This window comes from Streptomyces sp. NPDC086519, from assembly GCF_040686075.1.
In the GTDB taxonomy this organism is placed as follows: domain Bacteria; phylum Actinomycetota; class Actinomycetes; order Streptomycetales; family Streptomycetaceae; genus Streptomyces; species Streptomyces shenzhenensis.
In genome coordinates, this window is sequence record NZ_JBFBJL010000005.1 from 197693 (window position 1) to 222050 (window position 24358).

A 24358-nucleotide genomic window follows, 5' to 3' on the forward strand; every position below is an offset into this window, starting at 1 on the left:
GCCTTCCGGCGGGGCCCTGACTGACTACGAACCGGACTTGCGCTTGTTCCACACGTCGAAGCCGACCGCCGCGAGGAGGGCGAGGCCCTTGATGACCTGCTGCCAGTCGGTGCCGACGCTGAGGAGGTTCATGCCGTTGTTCAGCACGCCGAGGACGAGACCGCCGATGATGGCACCGAGGATGGTGCCGACACCGCCGCTCATGGAGGCGCCGCCGATGAACGAGGAGGCGATCGCCTCCAGTTCGAAGCCGTCGCCCGCCTTCGGCGAGGCCGCGTTCAGCCGGGCCGCTACCACCAGACCGGCCAGGGCCGCGAGCACGCCCATGTTCAGGAAGACGTAGAAGGAGACCTTCTTGTCCTTGACGCCGGACAGCTTCGCCGCCGGCAGGTTGCCGCCGATCGCGTAGATGTGCCGGCCGAAGACCGCGTTGCGCATCACGTAGCCGTAGCCGACGACCAGCGCGCCCAGCACGATCAGGATGATCGGGGCGCCCTTGTAGCTGGCGAGCAGCAGCGTGAGGACGAGGATCGCGGCGACCAGCGCGGTCAGCTTGAGCAGGAACAGCCGGGTGGGCGGCACGTCCAGCGCGAACTCCTGCTGGCGGCGCCGGTCGCGGAACTCCTGCCAGACCACCGCGGCGATCAGCACGATGCCCAGCAGCAGCGTGATGTTGTGGTAGTTGGTGTGGGGGCCCACCTCGGGGAGGAAGCCGTTGCCGAGTTTCTGTAGCCCGTTCGGGAACGGGCCGATGGTCTGGCCCTGGAGCAGGATCTCGGTGAGACCGCGGAAGAGCAGCATCCCGGCGAGGGTGACGATGAACGACGGTATGCCCAGGTAGGCGATGAGCACACCCTGTAGCGAGCCGGCCACGGCGCCCATCAGCAGGCACAGGATCATCGCGACCGGCCAGGCCACCCCGTGGTTGACCGTCAGCACCGCCGCGAAGGCGCCCACGAACGCGGTCAGCGAGCCGACCGACAGGTCGATGTGCCCGGCGATGATCACCATCATCATGCCGATGGCGAGGATCAGGATGTAGCTGTTCTGCAGCACCAGGTTGGAGACGTTGCGCGGCAGCAGCAGGTCCCCGTTCGTCCACACCGCGAACAGGGCGACGATCAGACCGAGCGCGATCAGCATGCCGTACTGGCGCATGTTGCGGCGCAGCCCGTCGAGCACCAGCTGGACCAGGCCGGTGCCGGCAGCCGATCCGCTCTTGCCCGGCGGCGCGGGCGCCGGGCTCTTGGCGGTGACATCCGTGCTCATCGCGATACCTCTTTGTCCTTCGTCATATGGCGCATCAGCACTTCCTGAGTGGCCTCGGCGCGCGGCACCTCACCGGTCAGGCGGCCCGCGGCCATGGTGTAGATGCGGTCGCACATGCCGAGCAGTTCGGGCAGCTCGGAGGAGATGAAGACGACCGCCTTGCCCTGGGCGGCGAGCTGGTCGATGACCGTGTAGATCTCGTACTTGGCGCCCACGTCGATCCCGCGGGTCGGCTCGTCGAGGATCAGCACGTCCGGACCCGCGAAGATCCACTTGCTGAGGACGACCTTCTGCTGGTTGCCGCCCGACAGCTTGCCCACCGGTTCGAACACCGTCGGCGCCTTGATGTTCATGGACTTGCGGTAGCCCTCGGAGACCTGCCGCTCCTCGTGCTCGTCCACGATCCCGCGCTGTGCGACCTTGTTCAGCGCGGTCAGCGAGATGTTGCGGTTGATGGTGTCGATGAGGTTGAGGCCGTAGTGCTTGCGGTCCTCGGTGACGTACGCGATGCCGTGCCCGACCGCCTCCGCGACCGACTTGGTACGGATCTCCGTGCCGTCCTTGAGGACCGAGCCGCCGTCGTAGCGGCCGTAGGACCGCCCGAAGACGCTCATCGCGAGTTCGGTGCGGCCGGCGCCCATCAGGCCCGCGATACCGACGATCTCCCCGCGCCGGACGTGGATCGACACGTCGTCGACGACCTTGCGCTCGTGGTCGATCGGGTGCCGCACGGTCCAGTTGCGGATCTCCAGGGCCGGCGCCGAGTCCGTCTCGCCCTCGTACGCAGTCCGCTCCGGGAAGCGGTGGTCCAGGTCGCGGCCGACCATGCCCGCGATGATCCGCTCCTCCGTCGTCTCCTTCGACTTCACGTCGAGGGTCTCGATGGAGTGGCCGTCCCGGATGATCGTCACCGAATCGGCGACCCGGCGGATCTCGTTCAGCTTGTGCGAGATGATGATCGAGGTGATGCCCTGGTTCTTCAGCTCCAGGATCAGGTCGAGGAGTTTGCCGCTGTCCTCGTCGTTCAGCGCGGCCGTCGGCTCATCCAGGATGAGCAGCTTCACCTTCTTCGACAGCGCCTTGGCGATCTCCACCAGCTGCTGCTTGCCCACGCCGATGTCGGCGACGCGGGTCTCCGGGTGGTCGTCGAGACCGACCCGGCGCAGCAGTTCGGTGGCGTGCCGCAGGGTCTGCCGCCAGTCGATGAACCCGCCCTTGGCGTGTTCGTTGCCGAGGAAGATGTTCTCCGCCAGCGAGAGGTACGGCGACAGCGCCAGCTCCTGGTGGATGATCACGATGCCGCGCTGCTCGCTCGCCCGGATGTCACCGAACGCGCACGGCTCGCCCTCGAAGAGGATCTCACCCCCGTAGCTGCCGTGCGGATGGACGCCGGAGAGGACCTTCATCAGGGTCGACTTGCCGGCCCCGTTCTCCCCGCAGATGGCGTGGACCTCGCCCTGACGGACGGTCAGGGTGACGTCCGACAGCGCCTTGACGCCGGGAAAGGTCTTGACGATCGAGCGCATTTCCAGGACGGGTCCCGCCATGGTCTGCCTTCCAATCAGTGCTTGTCGATCAGGGCCGGCGGATTACTTGAGCTCGGCGTCGGTGTAGTAGCCGCCCTTGACCAGGACGTCCTCGTAGTTCGACTTGTCGACGCTCACCGGCTGCAGCAGGTAGGCGGGGACGACCTTGGTGCCGTTGTCGTACGTCTTGGTGTCGTTGACCTGCGGGGTCTTCTTGTTCAGCACGTCGTCGACCATGGTCGCGGCGACCTCGGCGAGCTTGCGGAGGTCCTTGTAGACGGTCTGCGTCTGCTCGCCCGCGATGATCGACTTCACCGAGGCCAGCTCGGCGTCCTGGCCGGTGATGACGGGCAGCGGCTGGCTGGCGGAGCCGTAGCCGTCCGACTTCAGCGCGGCGATGATGCCGATCGAGATGCCGTCGTAGGGCGAGAGCACCGCGTCGACCTTCGCGGACTTGTAGGAGGAGGTGAGGATGTCCTCCATGCGCGACTGCGCGGTCGCGCCGTCCCAGCGCAGCGTGGTGACCTTGTTCAGCGCGGTCTGGCCGGACCTGACCACCAGCTGCTTCTTGTCGATGTACGGCTGAAGCACGCTCATCGCGCCGTTGAAGAAGTACTTGGTGTTGTTGTCGTCGTTGGAGCCGGCGAACAGCTCGATGTTGAACGGGCCCTTCTTGCCGCTGTCCAGGCCCAGCTTGTGCACGATGTACGTGCCCTGCTCGACACCGACCTTCTCGTTGTCGAAGGACGCGTAGTAGTCGACGTTCTTGGTGCCGAGGATCAGCCGGTCGTAGGCGATGACCGGGATGTTGGCGTCCGCGGCCTCCTGGAGCACGTTGTTCAGGGACTTGTTGTCGATGGCCGCGACGACCAGGCCCTTGACGCCCTCGGTGATCAGGTTCTCGATCTGCGAGACCTGGGTGTCCGGGTTGTCCTCGCCGAAGACCAGCTTGGTCTTGTAGCCCTTGGCCTTGATGTCCTTGACGAGGTTGTTGCCGTCGTTGATCCAACGCTCGGAGGACTTGGTCGGCATCGCGATGCCGATCGTGCCGCCCTTGGCGCTGCCGCTGCTCTCCTTGCTGCCGCCGTCACTGCTCTGCCCACAGGCGGACAGGGTGAGAGCGAGCGAGGCGGCCCCGGCTATGAGGGTGAGGGCGCTTCTACGAGTGCGCATGGTGATCTGTCCCTGTTCTTCTCGTCGTTGAGATGTGTCAAGCAAGGTCTGTTCGAAGCGCCCCGAGGGGCGCGGGGCTGCGGTTGATGTGCGGCTCCGCCGCGTGGGCGCGACCAGTCCCGACGGACCCGCAGCCCCTGACGTTCATCAGGCAGAGCCCTCAGCGGGGAACCGGTTGAGAACCCCCGGCAGACGCGACCCCAGCGGCGCCATGTCCCCGTCCGCCCCGTGCCGGGCCAGCAGATCCAGGGCCAGCCGCCCCCGCCGCACCCGCTCCCGCGCGGTGTCCAGGGTCACGTCCCGCAGATGGGTGCCCCACGGGTAGATCCCGGGCGCCTTGGACAGCCCGAACTTCAGGTAGATCGGCGCGCCGCGCCGGATCAGCTCGGCGACCTCGTACATCCGGACGTAGCCGCCGAGGTCGTCGGGGGCCTCGATGTACATGTCCATGGGGGCGCCGGACACCCGGCGGATCTCGGTGAGGTGATCGAGCGTCAGGTCGCTCGGCACGTTGAGGGAGTCGGCGCCGAGGCGCTCGAAGACCGCGTACGAGGCGGGGTTGACCGGTCCGACCAGCGCGGACACCTTCAGCGTGGTGTCCGCCGGGATGATCCCGGCCTGCCGGGCCCGGTGCAGCGTCCACAGCACGCCCTCGTCGGCGACCAGCAGGCACTTGACGCCCAGCTCGGTCGCCCGGACGGCGTCCTCGACGCACCCGGCGACGGCGTCGTGGCCGCGGGCGCGCAGTCCGCCCCCTCGCGAGTCGGAGCGCACCGAGCCGCCGATGTCCCAGGTGCCGCGCGGGCCGGTGAACAGGCAGAGCTCGATGTCCCGTTCGTTCGTCGCCTCGACCATCTCGGTGATCTCGGCGTCGGTGAGCATCCACACACCGCTGCCCTGGCTGATCCGGTGGATCGGTACGTCGAGCCGCGAGGACTCCTTCAGGACGACGGCCAGCGCCTCGGGACCCTCGCAGGAGGGGATCTCGGTGCGCCACTTGCCGCCGCCCGGGAAGCTGTGGGCGGAGGCGTCGGCGGGGTCGAGGGCGGGCGCGCCCAGACCGAGGGCGGTGAGCGCCTGCTCACCGGGTCGGCGGGCCGCCGTAACGGAAGCGTCGGTCGTCACAAGCTGTCCTTCGTGTTCGGTATTTCGGACAAGGTTCGCGGCTCGGGGCAGAGAAAAGGCTTGGTGGTACGCCGGTCACGGCGAGGTCAGGGCACGCCGCGACCGGCGTACGACTAGGGACGGAGCAGCACCTTGCCCACCTTCGGATCACCGGCCCCCACCAGCTCGATGGCCTGGGGGAACTCGGTCAGCGGCAGCTCGTGCGTGACCAGCGGCAACGGGTCGAGGAGACCGGCCCCGAAGACGCGGACCGTGTGCGCCCAGGCGTCCGGCGGCGCCCCGAAGACGGTGTGCACCTCCAGTTGGCGTACGACGAGGTCGGTCGGGTCCAGGCCCTCGGCACCGGCGGCCGGGATACCGGTCAGGACCAGGCGTCCGCCGCGCCTGAGCAGGGAGGCGGCGGTGCGCGCGGCGGACGCGGACCCGGCGGTCTCGATGACGACGTCGAAGTCGTCGGGCAGATCCTGGTCCCTGGTGCGGAAGCCGGTCGCCCCGAACCGCCGGGACAGCGCCTCCCGGTCGTTGCGCGTGCCCACCACCAGCAGCTCGCTCGGCGAGATCGCGCGCAGGAACTGCACGGCGAACATGCCCAGCGTCCCGGTGCCGACCACCGCGACCCGCTCACCCGGCTGGGCGTTGCCCTTGAGGGCGGCGGCCGCGATGCAGGCGGCGGGCTCCAGCAGAGCCGCGGCCGTCAGGTCGGCGTCGTCCGGGAGGGCGTGCAGCAGGCGGGCCGGGATGGTGAGGGTGGCGGCCATGGCACCCGGCTGGGTGAAGCCGGTCTCCTCGTAGCCGTCGGTGCACAGGGTGGTCTCGCCGGCGTGGCAGCGCTCGCAGACCTGGCAGTTCCGGAACCCCTCACCGACGACCTTGCGGCCGACGAGCGAGCCGGGCACCCCGGGGCCCACCTTCGACACGGTCCCCGACCACTCGTGGCCGGGCGTCAGCGGGTAGCGCACATACCCCTCGGGCCGGTTTCCCTGGTACACCTCGCGGTCGCTTCCGCAAATACCGACCGCGTGCACGGCGACCAGCGCCTCGCCGGGACCGGGCTCGCGGGGCGTGTGCTCCTCGATCCGGTGGGCGCCCGGCGCCTCGACGACGACCCGCGAGCTCACTTCGTGCCCTTCGGCTTGCGCTGCTCCCAGCCGTCGGCCCACAGGTCGAACCGGGCCTGCTGCTGCGGGAACTCGGCGGCCGCGTCGGCGTCGAACTCGACCCCGAGCCCCGGCGCGTCGGAGAGGTGGAAGTACCCGTCCACGACCTGCGGCGCCCCCTTGACCACCTTCTTGATGTCGGCGTCGGCGAAGTCGTTGAAGTGTTCGAGGATCTTGAAGTTCGGGGAGGTGAACCCGACCTGGAGGGAGGCGGCGGTGAGCACGGAGCCGCCCACGTTGTGCGGGGCGACCAGTACATAGTGCGTCTCCGCGGTGGCGGCGAGCTTGCGCGTCTCCCAGATACCACCGACATGGCCGACGTCCGGCTGGATGATGTCCACGGCCTGGCTCTCGAAGAGCTCGCGGAACTCGATCCGGTCGTGGATGCGCTCACCGGTGGCGACCGGGATGTCGACCTTGGCGGCCACCTTCTCCAGCGCCTTCAGGTTCTCCGGCGGGCAGGGCTCCTCCAGCCAGGCCGGCTTGAAGGGCGCGAGCTCGCGCACGAGCCGTACCGCGGTCGAGGGCGAGAACCGGCCGTGCATCTCCAGCATCAGCTCGGCGTCCGGTCCGATGGCGTCCCGCACGGCCTCGATGAGGGACACGGCGTACAGGGTCTGCTCGTGGTCGAGCTCGAAGTGCCCGGTGCCGAACGGGTCGATCTTCAGCGCCCGGTACCCGCGCTCCATGACCCCCTGGGCCGCCTTGTGATAGGCCTCCGGGGTCCGCTCGGTGGTGTACCACCCGTTGGCGTAGGCCTTGACCTTGTCGGTCACCTTGCCGCCGAGCAGCTGCCACACCGGGACGCCCAGCGCCTTGCCCTTGATGTCCCAGCAGGCCATCTCGACGACGGCGATCCCGGACATGACGATCTCACCCGCGCGGCCGTAGTCGCCGTACTTCATCCGGCGCACGAGGTCTTCCACTGCGAACGGGTCCGAACCGAGAATGTGGTTGGCCTCGGCCTCCCGCAGGTAGCCGATCAGCGCGTCGGTGTGACCGAGCATCCGGGTCTCGCCGACTCCGGTGATCCCCTCGTCGGTGTGCACCTGGACGTACGTCAGGTTGCGCCACGGCGTCCCGACCACGTGTGTGCTGATTCCGGTGATGCGCACGGCGGTTGCCCCTCAGCTGTTCGAGATTTCGTCACACGTTCGAAATGCTGGCGTGACAGTAAGGATGGGGCGGCGGGGGTGTCAATGGGTCGAACAGGTAACGGTTTCGGCAAGGCTTGCGATAGGTTTTCGGTCCGACACAGAACCTTCACAGAGGTGCCTGGTTATGTGACCCGCGGGGAACTTACTCTTCCCGCGTCATGGACTACTGCCACCCGTGCCGACGGCACCTCAACGGCGCGCTCGCCTGCCCGGGGTGCGGCACCGCCGCCGAAACGCTACGCGCGTCAGCGCGGGAAGCGGCCCCCTCCGAACCGGCTGTGCCCGGTGAAACGCCGTACGCGGAGCAGGAGTTCGCGGCCGACGGGTACGGCCCGGACGGCGAGGGCGACGGCGACGGCGACGCCGAGGGCGACGAACCGCCGGCGGGTGGCCGGGCCGAGCGGCGCAGGGCGGCACGCGGCCGCGGCGGCCGGAGCCGGGGGCGGGCCGCCGAGAACCCCGCCGAGGAGGACGCCGAGGAGGGCGCCGACGACCCGCCAGGCCCCGGCGGAAGCCGTCGCGACCGCAAGGCCGCCGCCCATCGCCGCCGGCGCCGCAGGGTCCTGCTGGTGGCCGTGGCGTGCGTACTGGCGGCGGGCGGTCTGAGCCTCGCCGAACTCGGCACGGACTCCCTGCCGTTCACGACCCCCGACACGGCCGCGGGGAACGGCAGCACGACCGACGGCGGTACGTCCACGTCGTCCCCGGGTACGACCCCCCAGCCTCTTGGCGACACGTCCGGTGCGACAGGCGCGACGGGCTCCGCCTCGGGCACCCCCTCCGCGTCCCCGTCCCCGTCCTCCTCGAAGGACAAGGCGTCCGACTCCCCGACGGCCTCCCCGAAGGGCACGGACGCGCAGTCGGCGACGACGGGTTCGGGCACGGTGACGGCCCCGGCGACACCGACGGGCACCGGAGCGTCGACGCCGACGGCGGACCCGGCGCCGTCGGATCCGTCGCCGGACCCGTCCCCGAGCCAGACGTGCAATCGGTTCCTGTGGTGGTGCACGTAGCGGGCACTTCTCGCACGCGCCCCTTGAGCGCGCCCCCTCAGGGGCGCGAGGAACGGCGCGAGGAACGGCGCGATCAGCCCCCACCGCCCTGCACCCGAACCACTGCCAAAGCAAATCCAGTGAACGTGTCACATTCGGCGAACCCGCTCCGTCATAGGTGTGCAACCCACTGAGCCACACCACAGGGAGCACACCATGGAAGCCCGCCTGAACCTCTTCGCCAGCCCCACCGCCAACAAGCTGATCAAGCACTTCGTCGGCGCCGGCAAGGCCGCCCACGAGACGTCGATCCCCGACTCCACCCTGGAGCTCGTGAAGATCCGCGCCAGCCAGATCAACGGCTGCGGCTTCTGCCTCGACATGCACACGAAGGACGCGGCCGCCGCCGGCGAGACCCAGCAGCGCCTCCACATGGTCGGCGCCTGGCGCGAGGCCACCGTGTTCACCGAGGCCGAGCGCGCGGCTCTGGAACTCGCCGAGCAGGGCACCCGCATCGCCGACGCGGCCGGCGGCGTGCCGGACGAGGTCTGGGCGAACGCCGCCAAGCACTACGACTCGGAGGAACTCGTCGCCCTGGTGGCGACGATCGCCGCGATCAACGCCTTCAACCGGCTGAACGTCATCTTCCAGCAGCCGGCCGGCGACTACCGGCCCGGACAGTTCGCGTAACTCGCCCCGAGGGGCCGGCACCGTCAGGTGCCGGCCCCTAATGACCGTCCAGCATGCTGCGCAGCAGGTCCCGCAGTGACAGCCGCTCCTCGTCCGACAGTCCCGCCAGCGGTTCGCGCGCGAAGCGCAGGCCCTCGCGCAGGTCACGGGCGACCCGGCGGCCCTCGTCCGTCGCCGCGGCCAGCTTCACCCGGCGGTCCGCCGGGTCGGGCCGCCGCTCCACGAGCCCGCGGGCCTCCAGCCGGTCCACGATCCCCGTCACGTTGGACGGCTCGCACTTCAGCTTCTGCGCCAGCTTCCGCATCGGCAGCGGCTCCAGCGACAGCAGGCTGAGCAGCCGCGCCTGCGCCCCGGTGAGGGCGTGCTCGCCCGCCGCCTCCTCGTAGTCAGCGTAGAAACGGGACACGACGTTTCCGATGAGCTCGACGACCTCCAGGGTCAGGGCGTCGGGTCTGCGGGTCCGCGCGGGGCTGGACTGTGAGGTGGACATGAACTCCAGGGTAGCGTGTTACTTGACATCCTGAAATATTCAGGAGCATGGTTGTTTCAGGTACTGAAGTATTCTCGGAAAGGCGCATGTCATGATCAACCGCGAGTGGCACCTGCTCAGCCGTCCCGTCGGCTGGCCGAAGTCCGAGGACTTCGCCCTGGTCGAGGCGGAGGTCCGCACGCCGGGTGAGGGACAGGTGCTGGTACGGAACAAGTACCTCTCCGTCGACCCGTACATGCGCGGCCGGATGAGTGCCGCGAAGTCGTACGTCGCCCCCTTCGACCTGGGCAAGGTCATGCAGGGCGGCGCCGTCGGCGAGGTCGTCGAGTCGAACGCCGAGGGCATCGCGGCCGGCGACCACGTCCTGCACTTCCTCGGCTGGCGCGAGTACGCGGTCGTGGACGCGAAGAACGCCGTCAAGGTCGACGCGGCGGCCGCGCCCCTGTCGGCGTACCTCGGCGTCCTCGGCATGACCGGCCTCACCGCCTACGCGGGCCTGCTGCGCACCGCCTCCTTCAAGGAGGGCGACTCGGTCTTCGTCTCCGGCGCGGCCGGCGCGGTCGGCAGCCAGGTCGGCCAGATCGCCAGGCTCAAGGGCGCCTCGCGGGTGATCGGCTCGGCCGGCTCCGACGAGAAGGTCAAGCTGCTGGTCGAGGAGTACGGCTTCGACGCGGCCTTCAACTACAAGAACGGCCCGGTGAGCGAGCAACTGCGCGCCGCCGCGCCCGACGGCGTGGACGTCTACTTCGACAACGTCGGCGGCGACCACCTGGAGGCGGCCATCGGCCGGCTGAACCGGGGCGGCCGGATCGCGATCTGCGGCATGATCTCCGTCTACAACAGCACCGAGCCCGTCCCCGGCCCGAAGAACCTCGCCCGGCTCATCCAGACCCGCGGCCGGATCGAGGGGTTCCTGGTCGGCGACCACTACGACCTCCAGCCGCAGTTCGTCGCCGAGGTCGGTCCGTGGGTGGCCTCCGGGCAGCTCAAGTACCGCGAGACGGTCGTCGAGGGCATCGAGAACAACCTGGAGGCGTTCCTCGGGGTCCTGCGCGGCGACAACACCGGCAAGATGATCGTCAAGCTCTGACGCGTTCGCGTGACGCCGGTACGGCCGTGGTCGTCGCGCCGTGCGGAGGCCGCATCCCTGGACGTGGGGTGCGGCCTCTCGTGTGCCGGGGGCGGTTCCCCGCCGGGTGCGGGCCGTGTGCGGCCGCTCGCGCCCACGCGGCGGTAGCCGCATATCGGCCACAGCCCCGCGCCCCTTTTGGGCGGGTCGCGTTCAGCGCGTCTCGAGCACGGCTCTGTGCACGGCCATCGCCAGGGCGTTGTTCTCCGGTGCCGCACCTCCCGGAAACGCGAACCTCCTTCGCGTGTAGCCGTAGGCGACCCCGCTCCGCGGATCCGCGAACGCCTGGGAGCCCGCCGCGCCGCTGTGGCCGATCGTGCCCGCGCCGAGGAAGGGGTGCCAGGTGTCGGCCGTCGCCTGGAAGCCCAGGCCGTACGCCTTGTGGGCGCGGGCCACCAGGTCGTACCCCACCGAGTGGAACTGGCCGAACTCGGCGACCGTGTCCTCCTTCAGCAGCGGGGCCTTGCCGCCGATCTCGCTGAGCAGGGCCGCGTACATCCCGGCCAGACCGCGTGCCGACGCCACCCCGCCGAAGGAGGCGGGGCCCTTGGCACGGACCCGCCGGTCGTTCGGGAGGGCCGCCAGGTCCGTGGGCTCGGCCGTGTGCTTGTTGAAGGCGATCCCCGCCAGGGTCTGCGGGCCGGGCGGGACGGAGTCGAGCAGGGCCTGCTGCTCGGGCGTCGGCCGCATCGGCAGGGTGGTGCGGAAACGCGGCTCGTGCGCGGCCGGCAGGCCCAGGAAGAAGTCGAGGCCGTAGGGGGCCCGGACCCGCTCCTCGTACACGTCCTGGAGGGTACGGCCGGTCGCGCGCCGCACCACCTCGCCGGTGAGCGCCCCGATCACCAGGGCGTGGTAGCCGAAGGCCGTACCCGGGCGCCAGAACGGCCGCTGGTCGGCGAGGCGTTCGGCCATCGCCCGGTCGTCGGCCAGTTCCTGCGGGCTGAACCCGGTGTCGGTGCCGACCAGGCCCGCCCGGTGCGCGAGCAGGTCCCGCAGGGTCAGCGCGCCCTTGCCCTCCGCGGCGAACTCCGGCCAGTAGTAGGTGACTTTACGGTCCAGTTCCAGCGTGCCGTCCTGCACCAGCATCGCCACGACCAGGTGCGCCGCTCCCTTGGTGGACGAGAACACGCCGTACAGGGAGTCCCCGCCGGCCCCCTCGCCCGCCCACAGATCGACGACCCGCCGGCCGTGGACGTACGCACACAACTGCCCCTCGTAGTCGGCCGGTTCGCCGGCGACGAAGGCGGCGAACTCCTCGCGCACCGCCTCGAAGCCCTCCGCGACCGTGCCCTGGACGGTGATCTCCTGCGTCATCCGCTCTCCTCAACCGAGCCGCCGGGGGCAGCTCCCACTGTGAACAACGCCCTGCCCACCCGGGCGACCTGCCCCTTCGGACAATCCCGCAACAGAGGCCGGCGCAGGGTGCACGCCCACCTCCTCTGCGGGTTCCTGAGATCGGTACGGCGAGATGTACCTGTTCGACTCAACCGAGGCGTGCTGAGGCGGACACGGCGCGGAGACACCCACCGTGGCGCAGCGCCCGGCCCATGGCGACGATTCCCCTCACCGCACCCCCTGAGCACGCCGGTAAAGTTTTCGCCATGCGTGATCTCGGGGCGGGTTTCGGTTATCTCCTCAAGGGCCAGCGGTGGGTCGGCCGGCACGGCAGGCAGTTCGGTTTCGGTCTGCTGCCCGGCCTGATCACCCTCGTCCTCTACGCGGCCGCCCTGGTCGCCCTCGCGACAGGGGGAGAGGACTTCGTCGCCTGGGCCACCCCGTTCGCCGACGACTGGTCCAGCCCCTGGCTCGGCCTCTTCCGCGGCTTCCTCACCGCCGTCCTGTTCGCCCTCGGCCTGCTGCTCGCCGTCCTCACCTTCACCGCGGTGACGCTGCTGGTGGGCCAGCCGTTCTACGAGAACCTCTCCGAGAAGGTCGACGCGGACGTCTCGCCCGACGGCACCGCGCCCGAGTCCGGGCTGCCGTTCTGGCGCGAGCTGTGGATCTCGGCCCGGGACAGCCTGCGCATCCTGGTCCGCGCCTGCCTGTGGGGCGTGCTCCTCTTCGCCCTCGGCTTCCTGCCCTTCGTCGGACAGACCGTCGTCCCCGTCGTCGGCTTCTTCGTGACCGGCTTCTTCCTCACCGAGGAACTCGCCGCCGTCGCCCTCCAGCGCCGGGGCGTCGACCTGCGCGCCCGGCTCACCCTGCTGCGTTCCCGCAAGACCCTGGTGTGGGGCTTCGGCACCCCGCTCGGCCTGGCCTTCCTGGTCCCGTTCGTCGCGGTGTTCCTGATGCCGGGCGCGGTCGCGGGCGCCACCCTCCTCGCCCGGGACCTGCTGGGCGAGGAGACGGCGGAGGCGGACGAGCGGGCGGACGAACCCGTCAGCTCCTGAAGGAGGCGTCGGCGGCCACGGTCACGATGGCCCGCACCTGGTCGATGATGTCCACCCGGTTGCGCACGAACTCCGGATCGGTCACCTCCGTGGTGTTCCCGGCGCCGAACTCCAGCACCGGCGTGTGCACATGCCCGCCGGGCAGCGTGTCGTGCAGCCCGAGCCGGTCGCGCAGCAGCGTGGCCCGGTAGGCGATCTCGTTGGACAGGTAGTTCCCGCCGCCCCCGGCCCGGGCGGTGGACCCGGCGGTCGGCCCGTCCGCCCGTACGACGGGATCGCCGCCGCCCGCCGGGATCTCGGTCACCTCGGTGTGGTCGTACACCGGGAAACGCCCCGTGTCCGCCGCCACGATCGCCGCGTAGGGAAGCGTGGTGGTCGTCCACTGCGGCTGCGAGGCCGGGTCGGCGACCGGGACGGTCCCGGTCCGGCTCACGTTCTCGTTGTCCGGGAACCCGCCCCGCCAGGCCCCGTTCGTCCGCTCCACGTCGAACCGCCCGACCCGCCCCTGGCTCACCGTCGTGAACAGGTCCACCTTCGGCAGGTACGGCCGCAGGGTCCGCTCCACCGTCCCCGCCGCGAAGTCGTCCCAGCGCACCGGGAAGACGGCCGCCTCGACCCGCGCGGGCCCCTCGCCGGTCTCGATCACCGTCCCGTCCAGGGCCAGCGCGCTCGCCCCGGACGGATTGGAGATCCGGATGTCCCGGTCGAGCGTGAACGGGTCGAACCCGGTGACGAGGATCCGCCGCACGCCCTTGCCCGGATACCGGATGTCCGTCTGCCCCCGCGAGCTCTGCTCCAGCACGTCCAGCAGAGCCGCCCGCTGCCGCTCGCTCACCCGGAAGCCGGGCTCCCAGGTGCGCACCTGCCGGGTCATCCCGAGCCGCGCCCAGTACAGCGGCCGGTCGTCGTCCCGGCTGAGATCACCCCCCGCCGGCCCCCGCCCCTGAGCCCGGTCCACGGCCCGCCGCCACAGCACCGAACCGCGCCGTTCGACGACCCGCCGGGCCTGCGCGTAGGAGTGCGCGCCCGCCAGGGCTCGCGCGAACTCCGGTGCCACGTCGTCGAACCCGGACCGCCGGAGTATCTCCTGGGGCACCGCCTGGTCGAGTCGCTGCTCCTCGACGGTGGGGGAGGGGGCGGTCGTGGCGTGCGCCGCGCTGGGGGCAAGTCCCCCGGCCAGCAGCACGATGCCGAGGATGCCGATCCGAACACGTAGGGAAGTCAAGGGAGTTGGCCTTCCGTCGCAGTGGGGTGCGTGGTGCCGATCGGGCGCAGTATCGCGTGCGGGCCGCGCATTGGTCTACGCCGTGGTCTACACCAGGGGTCACTCCACCGGTCCGCGGGACGGGAGATGATTCGTGGGCGTTTGTGAAGGGTTCGTACGAGATCGCGACACGACGCCCGATCACCGGCCGTGGGCCCGCAGCCACGCTAAGGTCGGAGCCGGGACGTGCTCCCCCCTGAGCAGCCCCGGTCCGGGACCTGACCCCTGGACCGGGGCTTGTGTGCCGTCGGCGGTGTCAGTCCCGCACGCCGAAGCCGTACACCGTCTCCGAGCGGTACACCGAGCCCGGCTCCAGGCGCGTGCTCGGGAACTCCGGCCGGTTGGGGGAGTCCGGGAAGTGCTGGGTCTCCAGGGCGACACCGTCGCCGGGGTCGAAGGGGCCCGTCAGGTGCTCGGCGGTGTAGAGCTGGACGCCGGGTTCGGTGGTGGCGACGGTGAGGATGCGCCCGGACCCCGGGTCGTGCAGCTCGGCGATCTCCACCGGCTCCTCGGTCACCCCCTTGTCGAGGACGAGGTTGTGGTCGTAGCCGGAGCCGACCTTGCGGGCGGTACGGAAGTCGAACCGGGAGCCCGAGACGTCCTTCAGCACCCCCGTCGGGATCAGGTCGTCGTCCACGGGGGTGTAGCGCGAGGCCGCGATCCGCAGTTCATGGCCGCCCGCGTTTCCGGAGCCCGCCAGGTTGAAGTAGCTGTGGTTGGTGAGGTTCACGACGGTCGGCGCGTCGGTGACCGCCTCGTAGGAGATGCGCAGCGCGCCGGAGTCGTCCAGCGTGTACGTCACGGCGACCGCCAGCCGCCCCGGGAACCCCTCCTCCCCGTGCGGACTCACCCGCGACAGCCGCACCCCGTGCTCGACGGCCGCCACCTCCCACACCCGCTTGTCGAAACCGCGGGCGCCGCCGTGCAGGGAGTTGGGCGCGTTGTTCGGCTCCAGGGCGTAGCTCACGCCGTCCAGCGGGAAGCGGGCCTGCGCGATCCGGTTCGCGTACCGGCCGACCACGGCGCCGAAGTAGGGCCCCGGGTTCTCCAGGTAGCCGTCCAGGCCGGCGAACCCCAGCACCACGTCCGCCGTCCGCCCGTCCCGGTCCGGGACCTCGACCGACTGCACGATCCCGCCGTACGACAGCACCCGCACCCGGGTCCCCGCGCGCTCCAGCGTCCAGCGGTGCACCTCGGTGCCGTCGGAAAGTGTGCCGAAAAGTTCACTCATGTGGAAAACCCTAAGGCAAGGGTCAGGCCAGCGGCTCCGCCGCGGTGATGGCGCGGTAGGCGATCGCCGCGAGCTTCGACTGGCCGTCGGCGCTCGGATGGAACCAGTCCCAGTGACTGAGCTGATCGGTCCCGAAGCGGTACGCGTACACCGCCCCGCCGTCGAACCGGCACCGCCGGTCCTTGGCACAGACCTCCTCCAGCACCTTGTTGTACTCCTCGACGCGCTGCTGCACCTTGTCCCGGCGCACGGTCGCCGCGCTGGTCAGATCGTCCGCGTCGGACAGCATGGACGGGCAGATGCCCAGCTTCCACACCTGCTTGCCCAGCGGATTGGTCCGCCCCTCGGACCACAGCCGCTTCAGGTTCGGCACGCTCGCCACGTACACCTGCGTCTTCGGCAGCGACCTGCGCAGGGTGCCCAGCGCGTCCTCGAACTCGGCGCGGAAGTCAGCCACCGAGGTCATCGCCCGCACCGAGGTACGGCAGGCGTCGTTGGCCCCCACCATCACCGTCACCAACTGCGGCTTTCGCACCACCGCGTCGGCCATCTGACCCGGCAGGTCGGCCATCCGGGCGCCGGTCTCCGCGTAGTTCCAGCTGTGGTCGGCCGCCCTGGCCCGCCCCAGCAGCCGTACCGCCAGGCTGTCCACCTGGTCACTGGTGCCGGTCGCCCAGGACACCTCCGGACAGTCCGAGAGCACCGTGCAGGCGTCGAAGCCGCGGGTGATGGAGTCACCGACGGCCGCGATCGAGGCCGGACTGCGGTCCCACACCCGCACGGTCCGTGCGGCCCGTGTCCGCTCGCTCTTCGACGAGCCGGAGGAATCGCCCAGGACGCCACACCCGGCCACCCCCAGCGCGGCGGTGACGGCGACGGCGCCTGCCAGGGCACGCGAACCCCGGCGTCGCTGCTTGCGCATACCCCGTCGGTCCTCTCCGTCGGCCAGTTCGTCCCCCTTCATAACAACGCACGGGAGTTCCCGCCCGCGCCCTGCAACGGACCACCCCCGTACAAGCGTCCCCCTGGGTGAATGGCGGAGGTTTCCTGGCCGCGGGACCGACGGTACGTCACACTCCTTGCGCCACCGCACGGTAGCCTCGCCATCAACGCGGCCGTCGTGTCACTGCCGCCAGCCAGCAAGCAAGATGTCCCGCTCTGCCCGGAGGTTCCGGTGACGACACGTGGAGTTCTGTACGTGCACTCCGCGCCGCGCGCGCTGTGCCCGCATGTCGAGTGGGCCGTCGCCGGGGTGCTCGGCACGCGCGTCAACCTCGACTGGATCCGCCAGCCGGCCGCCCCCGGCACCTGGCGCTCCGAGTTCTCCTGGCAGGGCGAGGTCGGCACGGCCTCCAAACTGGCGTCCGCGCTGCGCGGCTGGCACCTGCTCCGCTTCGAGGTCACGGCCGAACCCTGTGCGAAGGCCGAGGGCGAGCGCTACAGCTGCACCCCCGACCTCGGCATCTTCCACGCGGTCACCGGAATCCACGGCGACATCCTCATCCCGGAGGACCGCCTCAGGGCCGCCCTGACCCGCTCCCAGCGCGGCGAGACCAACCTGGAAGCGGAGATCGCCAAGCTGCTGGGCAAGCCCTGGGACGACGAACTGGAGCCGTTCCGCTACGCGGGCGAGGGCGCGCCGGTCCGCTGGCTCCACCAGGTGGTCTGAGAGCGCCGTCGGAAGTGCCGCGACTGCCGTCGGGCGACTGCGGCGCCGTCGTGGCTGGCCGCGCAGTTCCCCGCGCCCCTGAAGGGGCGCTCGCTCCTGGTCTTTTAGGGGCGCGGGTGGGCGCGACCAGCCCCCACCGGGCCGTCAGCCGACGACGAAACGCGAAGTGGCCCGAACTCCGACTAGGAGTCCGGGCCACACGCCGCTCACGGCAGGAAACCTCAGACGGTCCTGAACGCGAGCACCACGTTGTGCCCACCGAACCCGAACGAGTCGTTCAGCACGGCGATCCTGCCCTCGGGCAGCTGACGCGCCTCGCCCCGCACCACGTCCGCGTTGACCTCGGGGTCGAGATCGTCGAGGTTGATGGTCGGCGGAGCCGTCCGGTTCACCAGCGCCAGGATCGACGCGACGGTCTCGATACCGCCGGCACCACCCAGCAGATGACCGGTCATCGACTTGGTCGCGGAGATGGCCATGTGGTCGACGTCGTCGCCGAACACCTTCCGCAGCGCCTTGATCTCGGCCACGTCACCCTGCGGCGTGGACGTGGCGTGCGCGTTGACGTGCATGATCTCGGCCGGCTTCAGATCCGTGTTGTCGAGCAGGTTCTGCAGCGCGTGCGCGATGCCGTTGCCCGACGGCTCCGGCTGCGTGATGTGGTGCGCGTCGGCCGAGATGCCCTGGCCGACCGCCTCCGCGTAGATACGCGCCCCGCGCGCCTTCGCGTGCTCCTCGGACTCCAGGACGATCACGCCCGCGCCCTCGCCGAGGACGAAGCCGTCACGGCCGGAGTCGTAGGGGCGCGACGCGCCCTCGGGGTCGTCGTTGTTCTTGGACATCGCCATCATGTTGCCGAACGCGACGATGGGCAGCGGGTGGATCGCCGCCTCGGTGCCGCCGGCCACGACGACGTCCGCACGGCCGGTGCGGATCATCTCGATGGCGTACCCGATGGCCTCGGCGCCGGAGGCGCAGGCCGACACGGGCGTGTGCACACCGGCCCGCGCGCCCAGCTCGATACCGACGTTGGCGGCCGGCGAGTTGGGCATCAGCATCGGCACGGTGTGCGGGGAGACGCGGCGTACGCCCTTCTCCTTGAGTACGTCGTACTGGTCCAGCAGGGTCGTCACACCGCCGATGCCGGAGGCGATGACGGTGCCGACCCGGTCGGGGTTGGCGGACGCGTCCTCACCGGCCCTGGCGGTGAAACCGGCGTCCTGCCAGGCCTCCTTGGCGGCGATCAGCGCGAACTGCGCGGACCGGTCCAGCTTGCGGGCCTGCGGGCGCGGGATGATCTCGCCGGGTTCCACGGCGATCTGCGCCGCGATCCGGACGGGCAGGTCGGCCGCCCAGTCCTGCTCCAGGAGGCGGACGCCGGACTTGCCGGCGACCAGGGCCTCCCAGAACGAAGCTGCGTCGCCACCCAGCGGTGTGGTTGCGCCGATACCGGTGACGACCACGGTGCGATTGGTCGGGCTCACGGGAATTCTTTCTCCAACGGATACGGGATTCGACGGCGCCACCGCCGGGTGGCGGGGCATTGCAGCCGGAGGCTAGTTAACTGCCTCAGGCCTGGTGCTTGAGGATGTATTCGGTCGCGTCGCCGACGGTCTTGAGGTTCTTGACGTCCTCGTCCGGGATCTTGACGTCGAAGCGCTCTTCGGCGGCGACGACGACCTCGACCATGGACAGCGAGTCGACGTCCAGGTCGTCGGTGAAGGACTTGTCCAGCTGGACGTCCTCAACCGGGATGCCGGCGATCTCGTTCACGATCTCGGCGAGACCTTCGACGATCTCTTCCTGAGTGGCGGCCATGTGAGGCGCTCCTTCTTAGATGTTCCAGACGGTTGCTGCGGTGCTGACGGCATTCCCGCACCGGATGCATGATCCGGCACGGAGTGCCTAGGGGAGGGTAACGACAGTGGCGGCGTAGACGAGACCCGCCCCGAACCCGATGACGAGGGCGGTGTCGCCGCTCTTCGCCTCGCCGGTCGCCAGGAGCCGCTCCATAGCGAGCGGGATCGAGGCGGCCGAGGTGTTGCCGGTGGTGCGGATGTCACGGGCGACCGTGACATGCTCCGGCAGCTTGAGAGTCTTCACCATCGAGTCGATGATCCGCACATTGGCCTGGTGCGGGATGAAGACGTCCAGGTCGTCCGCAGTGAGTCCGGCGGCGTCCAGCGCCTCCTTGGCGACCTTCGCCATCTCGAACACGGCCCAGCGGAACACCGCCTGGCCTTCCTGCGTGATCGCCGGGAACTTGATGTTGCCCTGGCTGTCCCGGGGAAGCGCGGAGCGGTCGCCGAAGTGGAGACGGTCCCAGGAGACCGTCTGCTTGATGGTCTCCGCCTTGTCGCCCTCCGACCCCCACACCGTCGGGCCGATCGCCGGCTCCTGCGAGGGGCCGACCACGACCGCGCCGGCGCCGTCGCCGAACAGGAAGGCGGTGGCCCGGTCCTCCAGGTCGGTGAGGTCGCTGAGCCGCTCCACGCCGATGACGAGCACGTACTCGGCGGAACCCTCCACCACCATGCCCTTGGCGAGCGTGAGGCCGTAGCCGAAGCCCGCGCAGCCGGCGGAGATGTCGAAAGCGGCCGCCTTGTTCGTGCCCAGCTTGTCGGCGATCTGGGTGGCGATGGCCGGGGTCTGGCTGAAGTGCGAGACGGTCGAGACGACCACGGCGCCGATCTGCTCGGCGGCGATGCCCGCGTCCGCGATCGCCTTGCCGGACGCCTCGATCGACATCGCGGCGACCGTCTCCTCGGGGCTCGCCCAGTGCCGGGTCTCGATCCCGGAGCGCGACCGGATCCACTCGTCGGACGAGTCGATCGTCTCCAGGATCACCTCGTTGGGCACCACGCGGGTCGGGCGGTAGCCGCCGACACCGAGGATGCGCGCGTACGGAGCACCCTTGCTGGGATTGATCTTCGACATCGCAATGGGCTCCTGATTCAGTTGTGCTCGGCGATGAGCTCGCGTGCCGCGTCGAGGTCGTCTGGGGTCTTCAGGGCCAGCGTCTTCACGCCGGGCAGGGCGCGCTTGGCCAGGCCGGTCAGGGTGCCACCGGGGCACACCTCCAGGAGGGCCGTGACGCCGAGTTCCTTGAACGTCTCCATGCACAGGTCCCAGCGGACCGGGTTGGCGACCTGGCCGACCAGCCGCTCCATGATCTCCTCGCCGGACGCGACGGCCTGCCCGTCCCGGTTGGAGACGTAGGTGAACTTCGGGTCGAGGGGCGCGAGTTCCTTGGCGGCCTCGGTCAGCTTGTCGACCGCGGGGGCCATGTGGTGCGTGTGGAAGGCACCGGCGACCTTGAGGGCGACGACCTTGCGGACGCCCTCGGGCTTGTCCTCGTTCAGCGCGGCGAGCTGCTCCAGGGTGCCGGCCGCGACGATCTGGCCCGCGCCGTTGATGTTCGCCGGGGTCAGACCGAGCTTCTCCAGGTGCGCGACCGAGACCTCCGGGTCGCCGCCGAGCAGCGCCGACATACCGGTCCGGGTGATCGCGGCGGCCTCGGCCATCGCGAGCCCGCGCCTGCGGACGAGGGTCAGCGCGGCGGTGTCGTCCAGGACGCCCGCGAAGGCGGCGGCGGTGATCTCACCGACGCTGTGCCCGGCGACCGCGCCCGGGGCGACGTCCGTGATGGCACCGAGTGCCGCGCCGGACACGAGTCCCGCGGCGACGAGCAGCGGCTGGGCGATCGCGGTGTCCCGGATCTCGTCCGCGTCGGCGTCCGTGCCGTAGCGCACCAGATCGAGACCGATGGCGTCCGACCAGGCACGCAGACGGTCCTCGACACCGGGAAGGTCGAGCCAGGGGGTCAGGAAGCCAGGGGTCTGGGCGCCCTGGCCGGGAGCGACGAGTACGAGCACTCTCACACTCTCTCTTGGGGACGGCCACGGCCGCCCGTGGGGACAGGGACGAAGAACACGAGGGGGTTTTGTGGAGCCTCGACAAAATCCTATGGCTGGAGATCTCCATCGACCAGACGCCCCAGGATCAGCGCGATCCGCAGTGTGAAGGCGGATCGTACATCGGACGGCGACCATCCGGTGACGTCAGTCACACGTCGAAGCCGGTAGCGCACGGTGTTCGGGTGAACGAAGAGCATCCGGGCCGCGCCCTCCAGGCTGCTCGCCTGTTCCAGATAGACGCTCAGCGTTTCCAGCAGCGCCGAACCGGCTTCTTCCAGTGGTCTGTAGATCTCCTCCACCAACTGCTCGCGCGCGCTCGGATCGCCCGCGATGGCGCGCTCCGGAAGCAGATCGTCCGCCAGCACCGGCCGCGGCGCGTCCTGCCAGGCGGAACAGGCCTTGAGTCCGGCGGCGGCGGCCTGCGCGGACCGGGTGGCCGCCAGCAGGTCCGGCACCACCGGCCCCGCGACCACCGGCCCCGCGGCGTACGGCCCGATCAGCGACTTGGCCACCGCCAGCGGATTGTCGTTGCCGCCCGCGATGACGACGAGCCGGTCCCCGAGCACCCCGGTCAGCACCTGCAGTTTGGCGTGCCGGGAGGCCCGCCGGATCGCCTCCACGGTCAGCTCGCTGTCCCCGTCGGGCGCGGTCCCGAGTACGACGCACACGTGGTCGGGCGAGTTCCACCCGAGCGCCGCGGCCCTGCTGACGGCCCCCTCGTCGGCCTCCCCGCTCAGCACGGCGTTGACGACCAGCGACTCCAGCCGCGCGTCCCAGGCACCGCGTGCCTCGGCGGCCTGGGCGTACACCTGGGCGGTGGCGAAGGCGATCTCACGCGCGTACACCAGCAGCGCCTCGCGCAGCACACTCTCGTCGCCCGGGGCCGCGACCTCGTCGATCGCGCTCTCCATGACCTCGATGGTGGTCCGCACCATCTCCACGGTCTGCCGCAGCGTGATCGCCCGGGTCAGCTCCCGCGGCGCGGTCCCGAACACGTCGGTAGAGATCGCCTGCGGGGCGTCCGGGCGCCGGAACCACTCGGTGAAGGCCGCGATACCCGCCTGGGCGACGAGCCCGATCCAGGAACGGTTCTCCGGGGGCATGGCCCGGTACCACGGCAGGGTCTCGTCCATGCGTGCGATGGCCTGGGCGGCGAGGCTGCCGGACGACTTCTCCAGCCGCTTCAGGGTCGCGGAGTGCGGGTGGACCTGATGAGCCGAGGGATCGGGCTTGCGTGTTACGGGTTCGGGCACGGGGACAAGACTGCCTTATCGGGACGGGCGCCTGCGCCGCCGGGTGCCGACTGCGGTCTACGGTGGTCCCGTGATCGACGTCAGGCGCGCGGCGCAGCGCTATCCGGGAGGCGACCCGGCGACCGGCATCGAGTCCCGGCACGCCTTCTCCTTCGGCCCGCACTACGACCCCGGCAACCTGCGCTTCGGCGCGGTCATCGCCTGCAACGAGGAGCGGCTGGCACCCGGCGCGGGCTTCGACGAGCATCCGCACAGCCACACGGAGATCGTGACGTGGATCGTCGAGGGTGAGCTGACCCACCGCGACTCCGTGGGCAACGAGACAGTGGTCCGCCGCGGGGACCTCCAGCGCTTGAGCTCGGCGGGCGGCGTCCGCCACGTGGAACGCAACGACGGCCCCGGCCCGCTGACCTTCGTCCAGATGTGGCTGGCCCCGCTGCACCCCGGCGGCGAACCGTCGTACGACATCGTCCGCGGCATCGCCGACTCCACCCCCTACGCCGTCCCGGAGGCCGGCGCGATGCTGCACGTCCGCCGCCTGGGAGCGGGGGAGCGGACGGCGGTGCCGGACGGGGCGTATGTGTACGTGCATGTCGTGCGCGGCGAAGTGCGCGTCGGCGGGGAGGAGCTGGGGCCGGGGGACTCGGTTCGGATCACGGAGGCGAAGGACTTGGCGGCGGAGGGGGTGACGGCTGCGGAAGTGCTGCTGTGGGAGATGGCGGTGGGGTGAGCGGGGCGCGCCTCTCGGACCCAGGGGTGCCCCATCGCGGGTGCGCCGCTGACAGTGGGCAGGCTTGCGGGCTACCGCAGACCGTCGACGAACGCCTGCCAGGCGGGTGCGCCGACGGTCAGGACGGGGCCGGCCGGGTTCTTGCTGTCGCGCACCGGGACGGCGCCGGCCGGGCAGCCGTCGGCGACCTCGACGCAATCACCGCCGGTGTTGCCGCTGTATGTGGAGGTACGCCACGCCGCGCCGCCGGTGACCGTGCACTCGACGCATTCGCCGCCGTTGCTTCCGCTGTAGCTGGACTTACGCCACCGAGCGTTCTCCGGGTCGGGGCTGGTCTCCATAACGCTCCTCCATCACGCGGGTGATCAATGCCGCCGAAGCCTCAACGGAGAGGGCTGCGGCCTGGAGATGAGCGTAGCGGCGTGCGGCTTCCCTGACGGTTTCAGGGTTGGCGGTCATATGACCGGCGATGACGTCTTCCGTGTAGACGACTTCGGGGTCGTCTTCGAACCGGAGGAGGTTGAACCACCCGGCCAAGCTTGCGTGTTCACCGGCTTTGAACGGCAGCACCTGGATCCTCATCCACCGGTGAGCGGTGAACTCCAACAAATGGGCCAGTTGCCCCCGCATGACCTCGTGACCGCCGATCGGCCGGTGCAGCACGGCCTCGTCCAGGACTGCCCAGGCCAGCGGCGGCTGTTCCCTCTCCAGGATGCGCTGCCGTTCCAGCCGGGCCGCGACCAGCCCGTCGAGGTCGTCCGGCATGCCGGTGGCGAGCACCGCCCGCGCGTACTCCTCCGTCTGTAGTAGCCCGTACACCAACTGCGCCTGGTACGTGGAGATGTACGTGGCCTTCGCCTCCATCGCCGCGTACGGCTGGAACCAGGTGGGGAGTTGGCTGCGCAGGACCAGGTCGATCAGGCGGGAGAAGACGCCGTCCGTGCCGAGGGCGGCGTCGACGCGTTCGGAGAAGTCGCGGGTGGGGACCTTCTTCGTGGTCTCGATCTGGCCGACCAGTGAGCCCGTGCAGAAGATGATGTCGCCGAGCTGGCCCTGGGACAGGCCGTGGGCCTCGCGCTGGCGGCGCAGTTCCCAGCCGTAGTAGTCGAGCGGGGAGGCGGTGGGGTCGAGGGTCTGGATGTTGGCCACGGGGGCACCTCCGGCCGGCAACGCCTGGCAGTGTTGGTTTCGTTGCG

24 protein-coding genes are annotated in these 24358 nt (G+C 70.3%); 6 read left to right on the plus strand and 18 right to left on the minus strand.

The features are described 5' to 3' along the window. Positions 1 to 24: 24 nt before the first annotated feature. From mmsB to AB0P24_RS07730, 6 genes are all read right to left on the minus strand, one after another. Positions 25 to 1269, minus strand: a complete 1245-nt coding sequence (gene mmsB, locus AB0P24_RS07705; RefSeq protein ID WP_365791307.1) for a multiple monosaccharide ABC transporter permease — start codon at positions 1267 to 1269, stop codon at positions 25 to 27. Then, the gene (mmsA, locus tag AB0P24_RS07710; protein WP_365791308.1) at positions 1266 to 2816 is read right to left on the minus strand and encodes a multiple monosaccharide ABC transporter ATP-binding protein; all 1551 of its coding nucleotides are present in this window, start codon (positions 2814 to 2816) and stop codon (positions 1266 to 1268) included. Before mmsA ends, mmsB begins: the two co-directional genes overlap by 4 nt. A gap of 42 nt (positions 2817 to 2858) precedes the next feature. After that, positions 2859 to 3968: a multiple monosaccharide ABC transporter substrate-binding protein gene (gene chvE, locus AB0P24_RS07715; protein ID WP_365791309.1), complete on the minus strand. Its 1110-nt coding sequence runs from the start codon at positions 3966 to 3968 to the stop codon at positions 2859 to 2861. 147 nt (positions 3969 to 4115) lie between these two features. Continuing rightward, positions 4116 to 5093 carry a hypothetical protein gene (locus AB0P24_RS07720; RefSeq protein ID WP_365791310.1) on the minus strand — a complete coding sequence of 326 codons (978 nt, stop codon included), beginning with the start codon at positions 5091 to 5093 and terminating at the stop codon, positions 4116 to 4118. A gap of 113 nt (positions 5094 to 5206) precedes the next feature. Further along, positions 5207 to 6211, minus strand: a complete 1005-nt coding sequence (locus AB0P24_RS07725; protein WP_365791311.1) for an alcohol dehydrogenase catalytic domain-containing protein — start codon at positions 6209 to 6211, stop codon at positions 5207 to 5209. After that, the gene (locus AB0P24_RS07730) at positions 6208 to 7365 is read right to left on the minus strand and encodes a mandelate racemase/muconate lactonizing enzyme family protein (protein ID WP_365791312.1); all 1158 of its coding nucleotides are present in this window, start codon (positions 7363 to 7365) and stop codon (positions 6208 to 6210) included. Before AB0P24_RS07730 ends, AB0P24_RS07725 begins: the two co-directional genes overlap by 4 nt. Before the next feature lie 320 nt (positions 7366 to 7685). Between AB0P24_RS07730 and AB0P24_RS07735 the strand changes: the two genes are divergently transcribed. After that, complete coding sequence (locus tag AB0P24_RS07735; RefSeq protein ID WP_365791313.1) at positions 7686 to 8420, plus strand: hypothetical protein; 735 nt, start codon at positions 7686 to 7688, stop codon at positions 8418 to 8420. A 195-nt stretch (positions 8421 to 8615) separates the two neighbouring features. After that, positions 8616 to 9089, plus strand: a complete 474-nt coding sequence (locus tag AB0P24_RS07740) for a carboxymuconolactone decarboxylase family protein (protein WP_365791314.1) — start codon at positions 8616 to 8618, stop codon at positions 9087 to 9089. A gap of 37 nt (positions 9090 to 9126) precedes the next feature. On the opposite strand, the gene AB0P24_RS07745 is transcribed toward AB0P24_RS07740, so the two are convergent. Beyond that, positions 9127 to 9579, minus strand: a complete 453-nt coding sequence (locus tag AB0P24_RS07745) for a MarR family transcriptional regulator (protein WP_365791315.1) — start codon at positions 9577 to 9579, stop codon at positions 9127 to 9129. A gap of 91 nt (positions 9580 to 9670) precedes the next feature. On the opposite strand from AB0P24_RS07745, the gene AB0P24_RS07750 reads away from it, so the two are divergent. Next, positions 9671 to 10669: an NADP-dependent oxidoreductase gene (locus AB0P24_RS07750; protein WP_365791316.1), complete on the plus strand. Its 999-nt coding sequence runs from the start codon at positions 9671 to 9673 to the stop codon at positions 10667 to 10669. Between the two features lie 192 nt (positions 10670 to 10861). On the opposite strand, the gene AB0P24_RS07755 is transcribed toward AB0P24_RS07750, so the two are convergent. Beyond that, entirely contained in the window at positions 10862 to 12022 is a 1161-nt protein-coding gene (locus AB0P24_RS07755; RefSeq protein WP_365791317.1) for a serine hydrolase domain-containing protein, read from the minus strand. A 287-nt stretch (positions 12023 to 12309) separates the two neighbouring features. Here AB0P24_RS07755 and AB0P24_RS07760 point away from each other — a divergent pair, with 287 nt between their 5' ends. Next, the gene (locus AB0P24_RS07760) at positions 12310 to 13098 is read left to right on the plus strand and encodes an EI24 domain-containing protein (protein WP_365791318.1); all 789 of its coding nucleotides are present in this window, start codon (positions 12310 to 12312) and stop codon (positions 13096 to 13098) included. Here the strand turns inward: AB0P24_RS07760 and AB0P24_RS07765 are convergent. From AB0P24_RS07765 to AB0P24_RS07775, 3 genes are all read right to left on the minus strand, one after another. Beyond that, positions 13088 to 14323, minus strand: a complete 1236-nt coding sequence (locus AB0P24_RS07765) for a pyroglutamyl peptidase (RefSeq protein ID WP_365791319.1) — start codon at positions 14321 to 14323, stop codon at positions 13088 to 13090. The two genes, AB0P24_RS07760 and AB0P24_RS07765, sit on opposite strands and share 11 nt — an antisense overlap. A 295-nt stretch (positions 14324 to 14618) precedes the next feature. Next, positions 14619 to 15593, minus strand: a complete 975-nt coding sequence (locus AB0P24_RS07770) for an aldose epimerase family protein (RefSeq protein WP_365791320.1) — start codon at positions 15591 to 15593, stop codon at positions 14619 to 14621. Positions 15594 to 15615: 22 nt separating this feature from the next. Continuing rightward, positions 15616 to 16515: an SGNH/GDSL hydrolase family protein gene (locus tag AB0P24_RS07775; RefSeq protein ID WP_365791321.1), complete on the minus strand. Its 900-nt coding sequence runs from the start codon at positions 16513 to 16515 to the stop codon at positions 15616 to 15618. A gap of 252 nt (positions 16516 to 16767) precedes the next feature. Here AB0P24_RS07775 and AB0P24_RS07780 point away from each other — a divergent pair, with 252 nt between their 5' ends. Continuing rightward, positions 16768 to 17262, plus strand: coding sequence for a DUF3145 domain-containing protein (locus AB0P24_RS07780; RefSeq protein WP_217551622.1), 495 nt, complete (start codon positions 16768 to 16770; stop codon positions 17260 to 17262). Between the two features lie 221 nt (positions 17263 to 17483). On the opposite strand, the gene fabF is transcribed toward AB0P24_RS07780, so the two are convergent. The 5 genes from fabF to fasR all read right to left on the minus strand — a co-directional run bounded on the left by fabF (position 17484) and on the right by fasR (position 22432). Then, positions 17484 to 18746, minus strand: coding sequence for a beta-ketoacyl-ACP synthase II (gene fabF / locus AB0P24_RS07785; RefSeq protein ID WP_365791322.1), 1263 nt, complete (start codon positions 18744 to 18746; stop codon positions 17484 to 17486). An 85-nt stretch (positions 18747 to 18831) separates the two neighbouring features. After that, positions 18832 to 19080 carry an acyl carrier protein gene (locus AB0P24_RS07790; protein ID WP_070027634.1) on the minus strand — a complete coding sequence of 83 codons (249 nt, stop codon included), beginning with the start codon at positions 19078 to 19080 and terminating at the stop codon, positions 18832 to 18834. 87 nt (positions 19081 to 19167) lie between these two features. Continuing rightward, the gene (locus AB0P24_RS07795; RefSeq protein ID WP_365791323.1) at positions 19168 to 20199 is read right to left on the minus strand and encodes a ketoacyl-ACP synthase III; all 1032 of its coding nucleotides are present in this window, start codon (positions 20197 to 20199) and stop codon (positions 19168 to 19170) included. Positions 20200 to 20216: 17 nt separating this feature from the next. After that, on the minus strand, positions 20217 to 21137 hold the full coding sequence (locus tag AB0P24_RS07800) for an ACP S-malonyltransferase (protein ID WP_365791324.1): 921 nt from the start codon (positions 21135 to 21137) through the stop codon (positions 20217 to 20219). An 89-nt stretch (positions 21138 to 21226) separates the two neighbouring features. Further along, on the minus strand, positions 21227 to 22432 hold the full coding sequence (gene fasR / locus AB0P24_RS07805) for a fatty acid biosynthesis transcriptional regulator FasR (RefSeq protein ID WP_365791325.1): 1206 nt from the start codon (positions 22430 to 22432) through the stop codon (positions 21227 to 21229). 70 nt (positions 22433 to 22502) lie between these two features. On the opposite strand from fasR, the gene AB0P24_RS07810 reads away from it, so the two are divergent. Then, positions 22503 to 23162 carry a pirin family protein gene (locus AB0P24_RS07810; RefSeq protein WP_365791326.1) on the plus strand — a complete coding sequence of 220 codons (660 nt, stop codon included), beginning with the start codon at positions 22503 to 22505 and terminating at the stop codon, positions 23160 to 23162. Between the two features lie 71 nt (positions 23163 to 23233). On the opposite strand, the gene AB0P24_RS07815 is transcribed toward AB0P24_RS07810, so the two are convergent. After that, positions 23234 to 23503, minus strand: coding sequence for a DUF397 domain-containing protein (locus tag AB0P24_RS07815; RefSeq protein ID WP_365791327.1), 270 nt, complete (start codon positions 23501 to 23503; stop codon positions 23234 to 23236). Then, a complete protein-coding gene (locus tag AB0P24_RS07820; protein ID WP_365791328.1) occupies positions 23463 to 24311 on the minus strand; it encodes a helix-turn-helix transcriptional regulator in 849 nt (282 codons plus the stop codon). Before AB0P24_RS07820 ends, AB0P24_RS07815 begins: the two co-directional genes overlap by 41 nt. Between the last annotated feature and the right edge of the window lie 47 nt (positions 24312 to 24358).

Bases quoted from the DNA above. Each gene is read 5' to 3' on its own strand.
- mmsB (WP_365791307.1), bottom strand. From the start codon at position 1,269: ATGAGCACGGATGTCACCGCCAAGAGCCCGGCGCCCGCGCCGCCGGGC.
- mmsA (WP_365791308.1), bottom strand. From the start codon at position 2,816: ATGGCGGGACCCGTCCTGGAAATGCGCTCGATCGTCAAGACCTTTCCC.
- chvE (WP_365791309.1), bottom strand. From the start codon at position 3,968: ATGCGCACTCGTAGAAGCGCCCTCACCCTCATAGCCGGGGCCGCCTCG.
- AB0P24_RS07740 (WP_365791314.1), top strand. From the start codon at position 8,616: ATGGAAGCCCGCCTGAACCTCTTCGCCAGCCCCACCGCCAACAAGCTG.
- AB0P24_RS07745 (WP_365791315.1), bottom strand. From the start codon at position 9,579: ATGTCCACCTCACAGTCCAGCCCCGCGCGGACCCGCAGACCCGACGCC.
- AB0P24_RS07750 (WP_365791316.1), top strand. From the start codon at position 9,671: ATGATCAACCGCGAGTGGCACCTGCTCAGCCGTCCCGTCGGCTGGCCG.
- AB0P24_RS07755 (WP_365791317.1), bottom strand. From the start codon at position 12,022: ATGACGCAGGAGATCACCGTCCAGGGCACGGTCGCGGAGGGCTTCGAG.
- AB0P24_RS07760 (WP_365791318.1), top strand. From the start codon at position 12,310: ATGCGTGATCTCGGGGCGGGTTTCGGTTATCTCCTCAAGGGCCAGCGG.
- AB0P24_RS07770 (WP_365791320.1), bottom strand. From the start codon at position 15,593: ATGAGTGAACTTTTCGGCACACTTTCCGACGGCACCGAGGTGCACCGC.
- AB0P24_RS07775 (WP_365791321.1), bottom strand. From the start codon at position 16,515: ATGCGCAAGCAGCGACGCCGGGGTTCGCGTGCCCTGGCAGGCGCCGTC.
- AB0P24_RS07790 (WP_070027634.1), bottom strand. From the start codon at position 19,080: ATGGCCGCCACTCAGGAAGAGATCGTCGAAGGTCTCGCCGAGATCGTG.
- AB0P24_RS07795 (WP_365791323.1), bottom strand. From the start codon at position 20,199: ATGTCGAAGATCAATCCCAGCAAGGGTGCTCCGTACGCGCGCATCCTC.
- AB0P24_RS07815 (WP_365791327.1), bottom strand. From the start codon at position 23,503: ATGGAGACCAGCCCCGACCCGGAGAACGCTCGGTGGCGTAAGTCCAGC.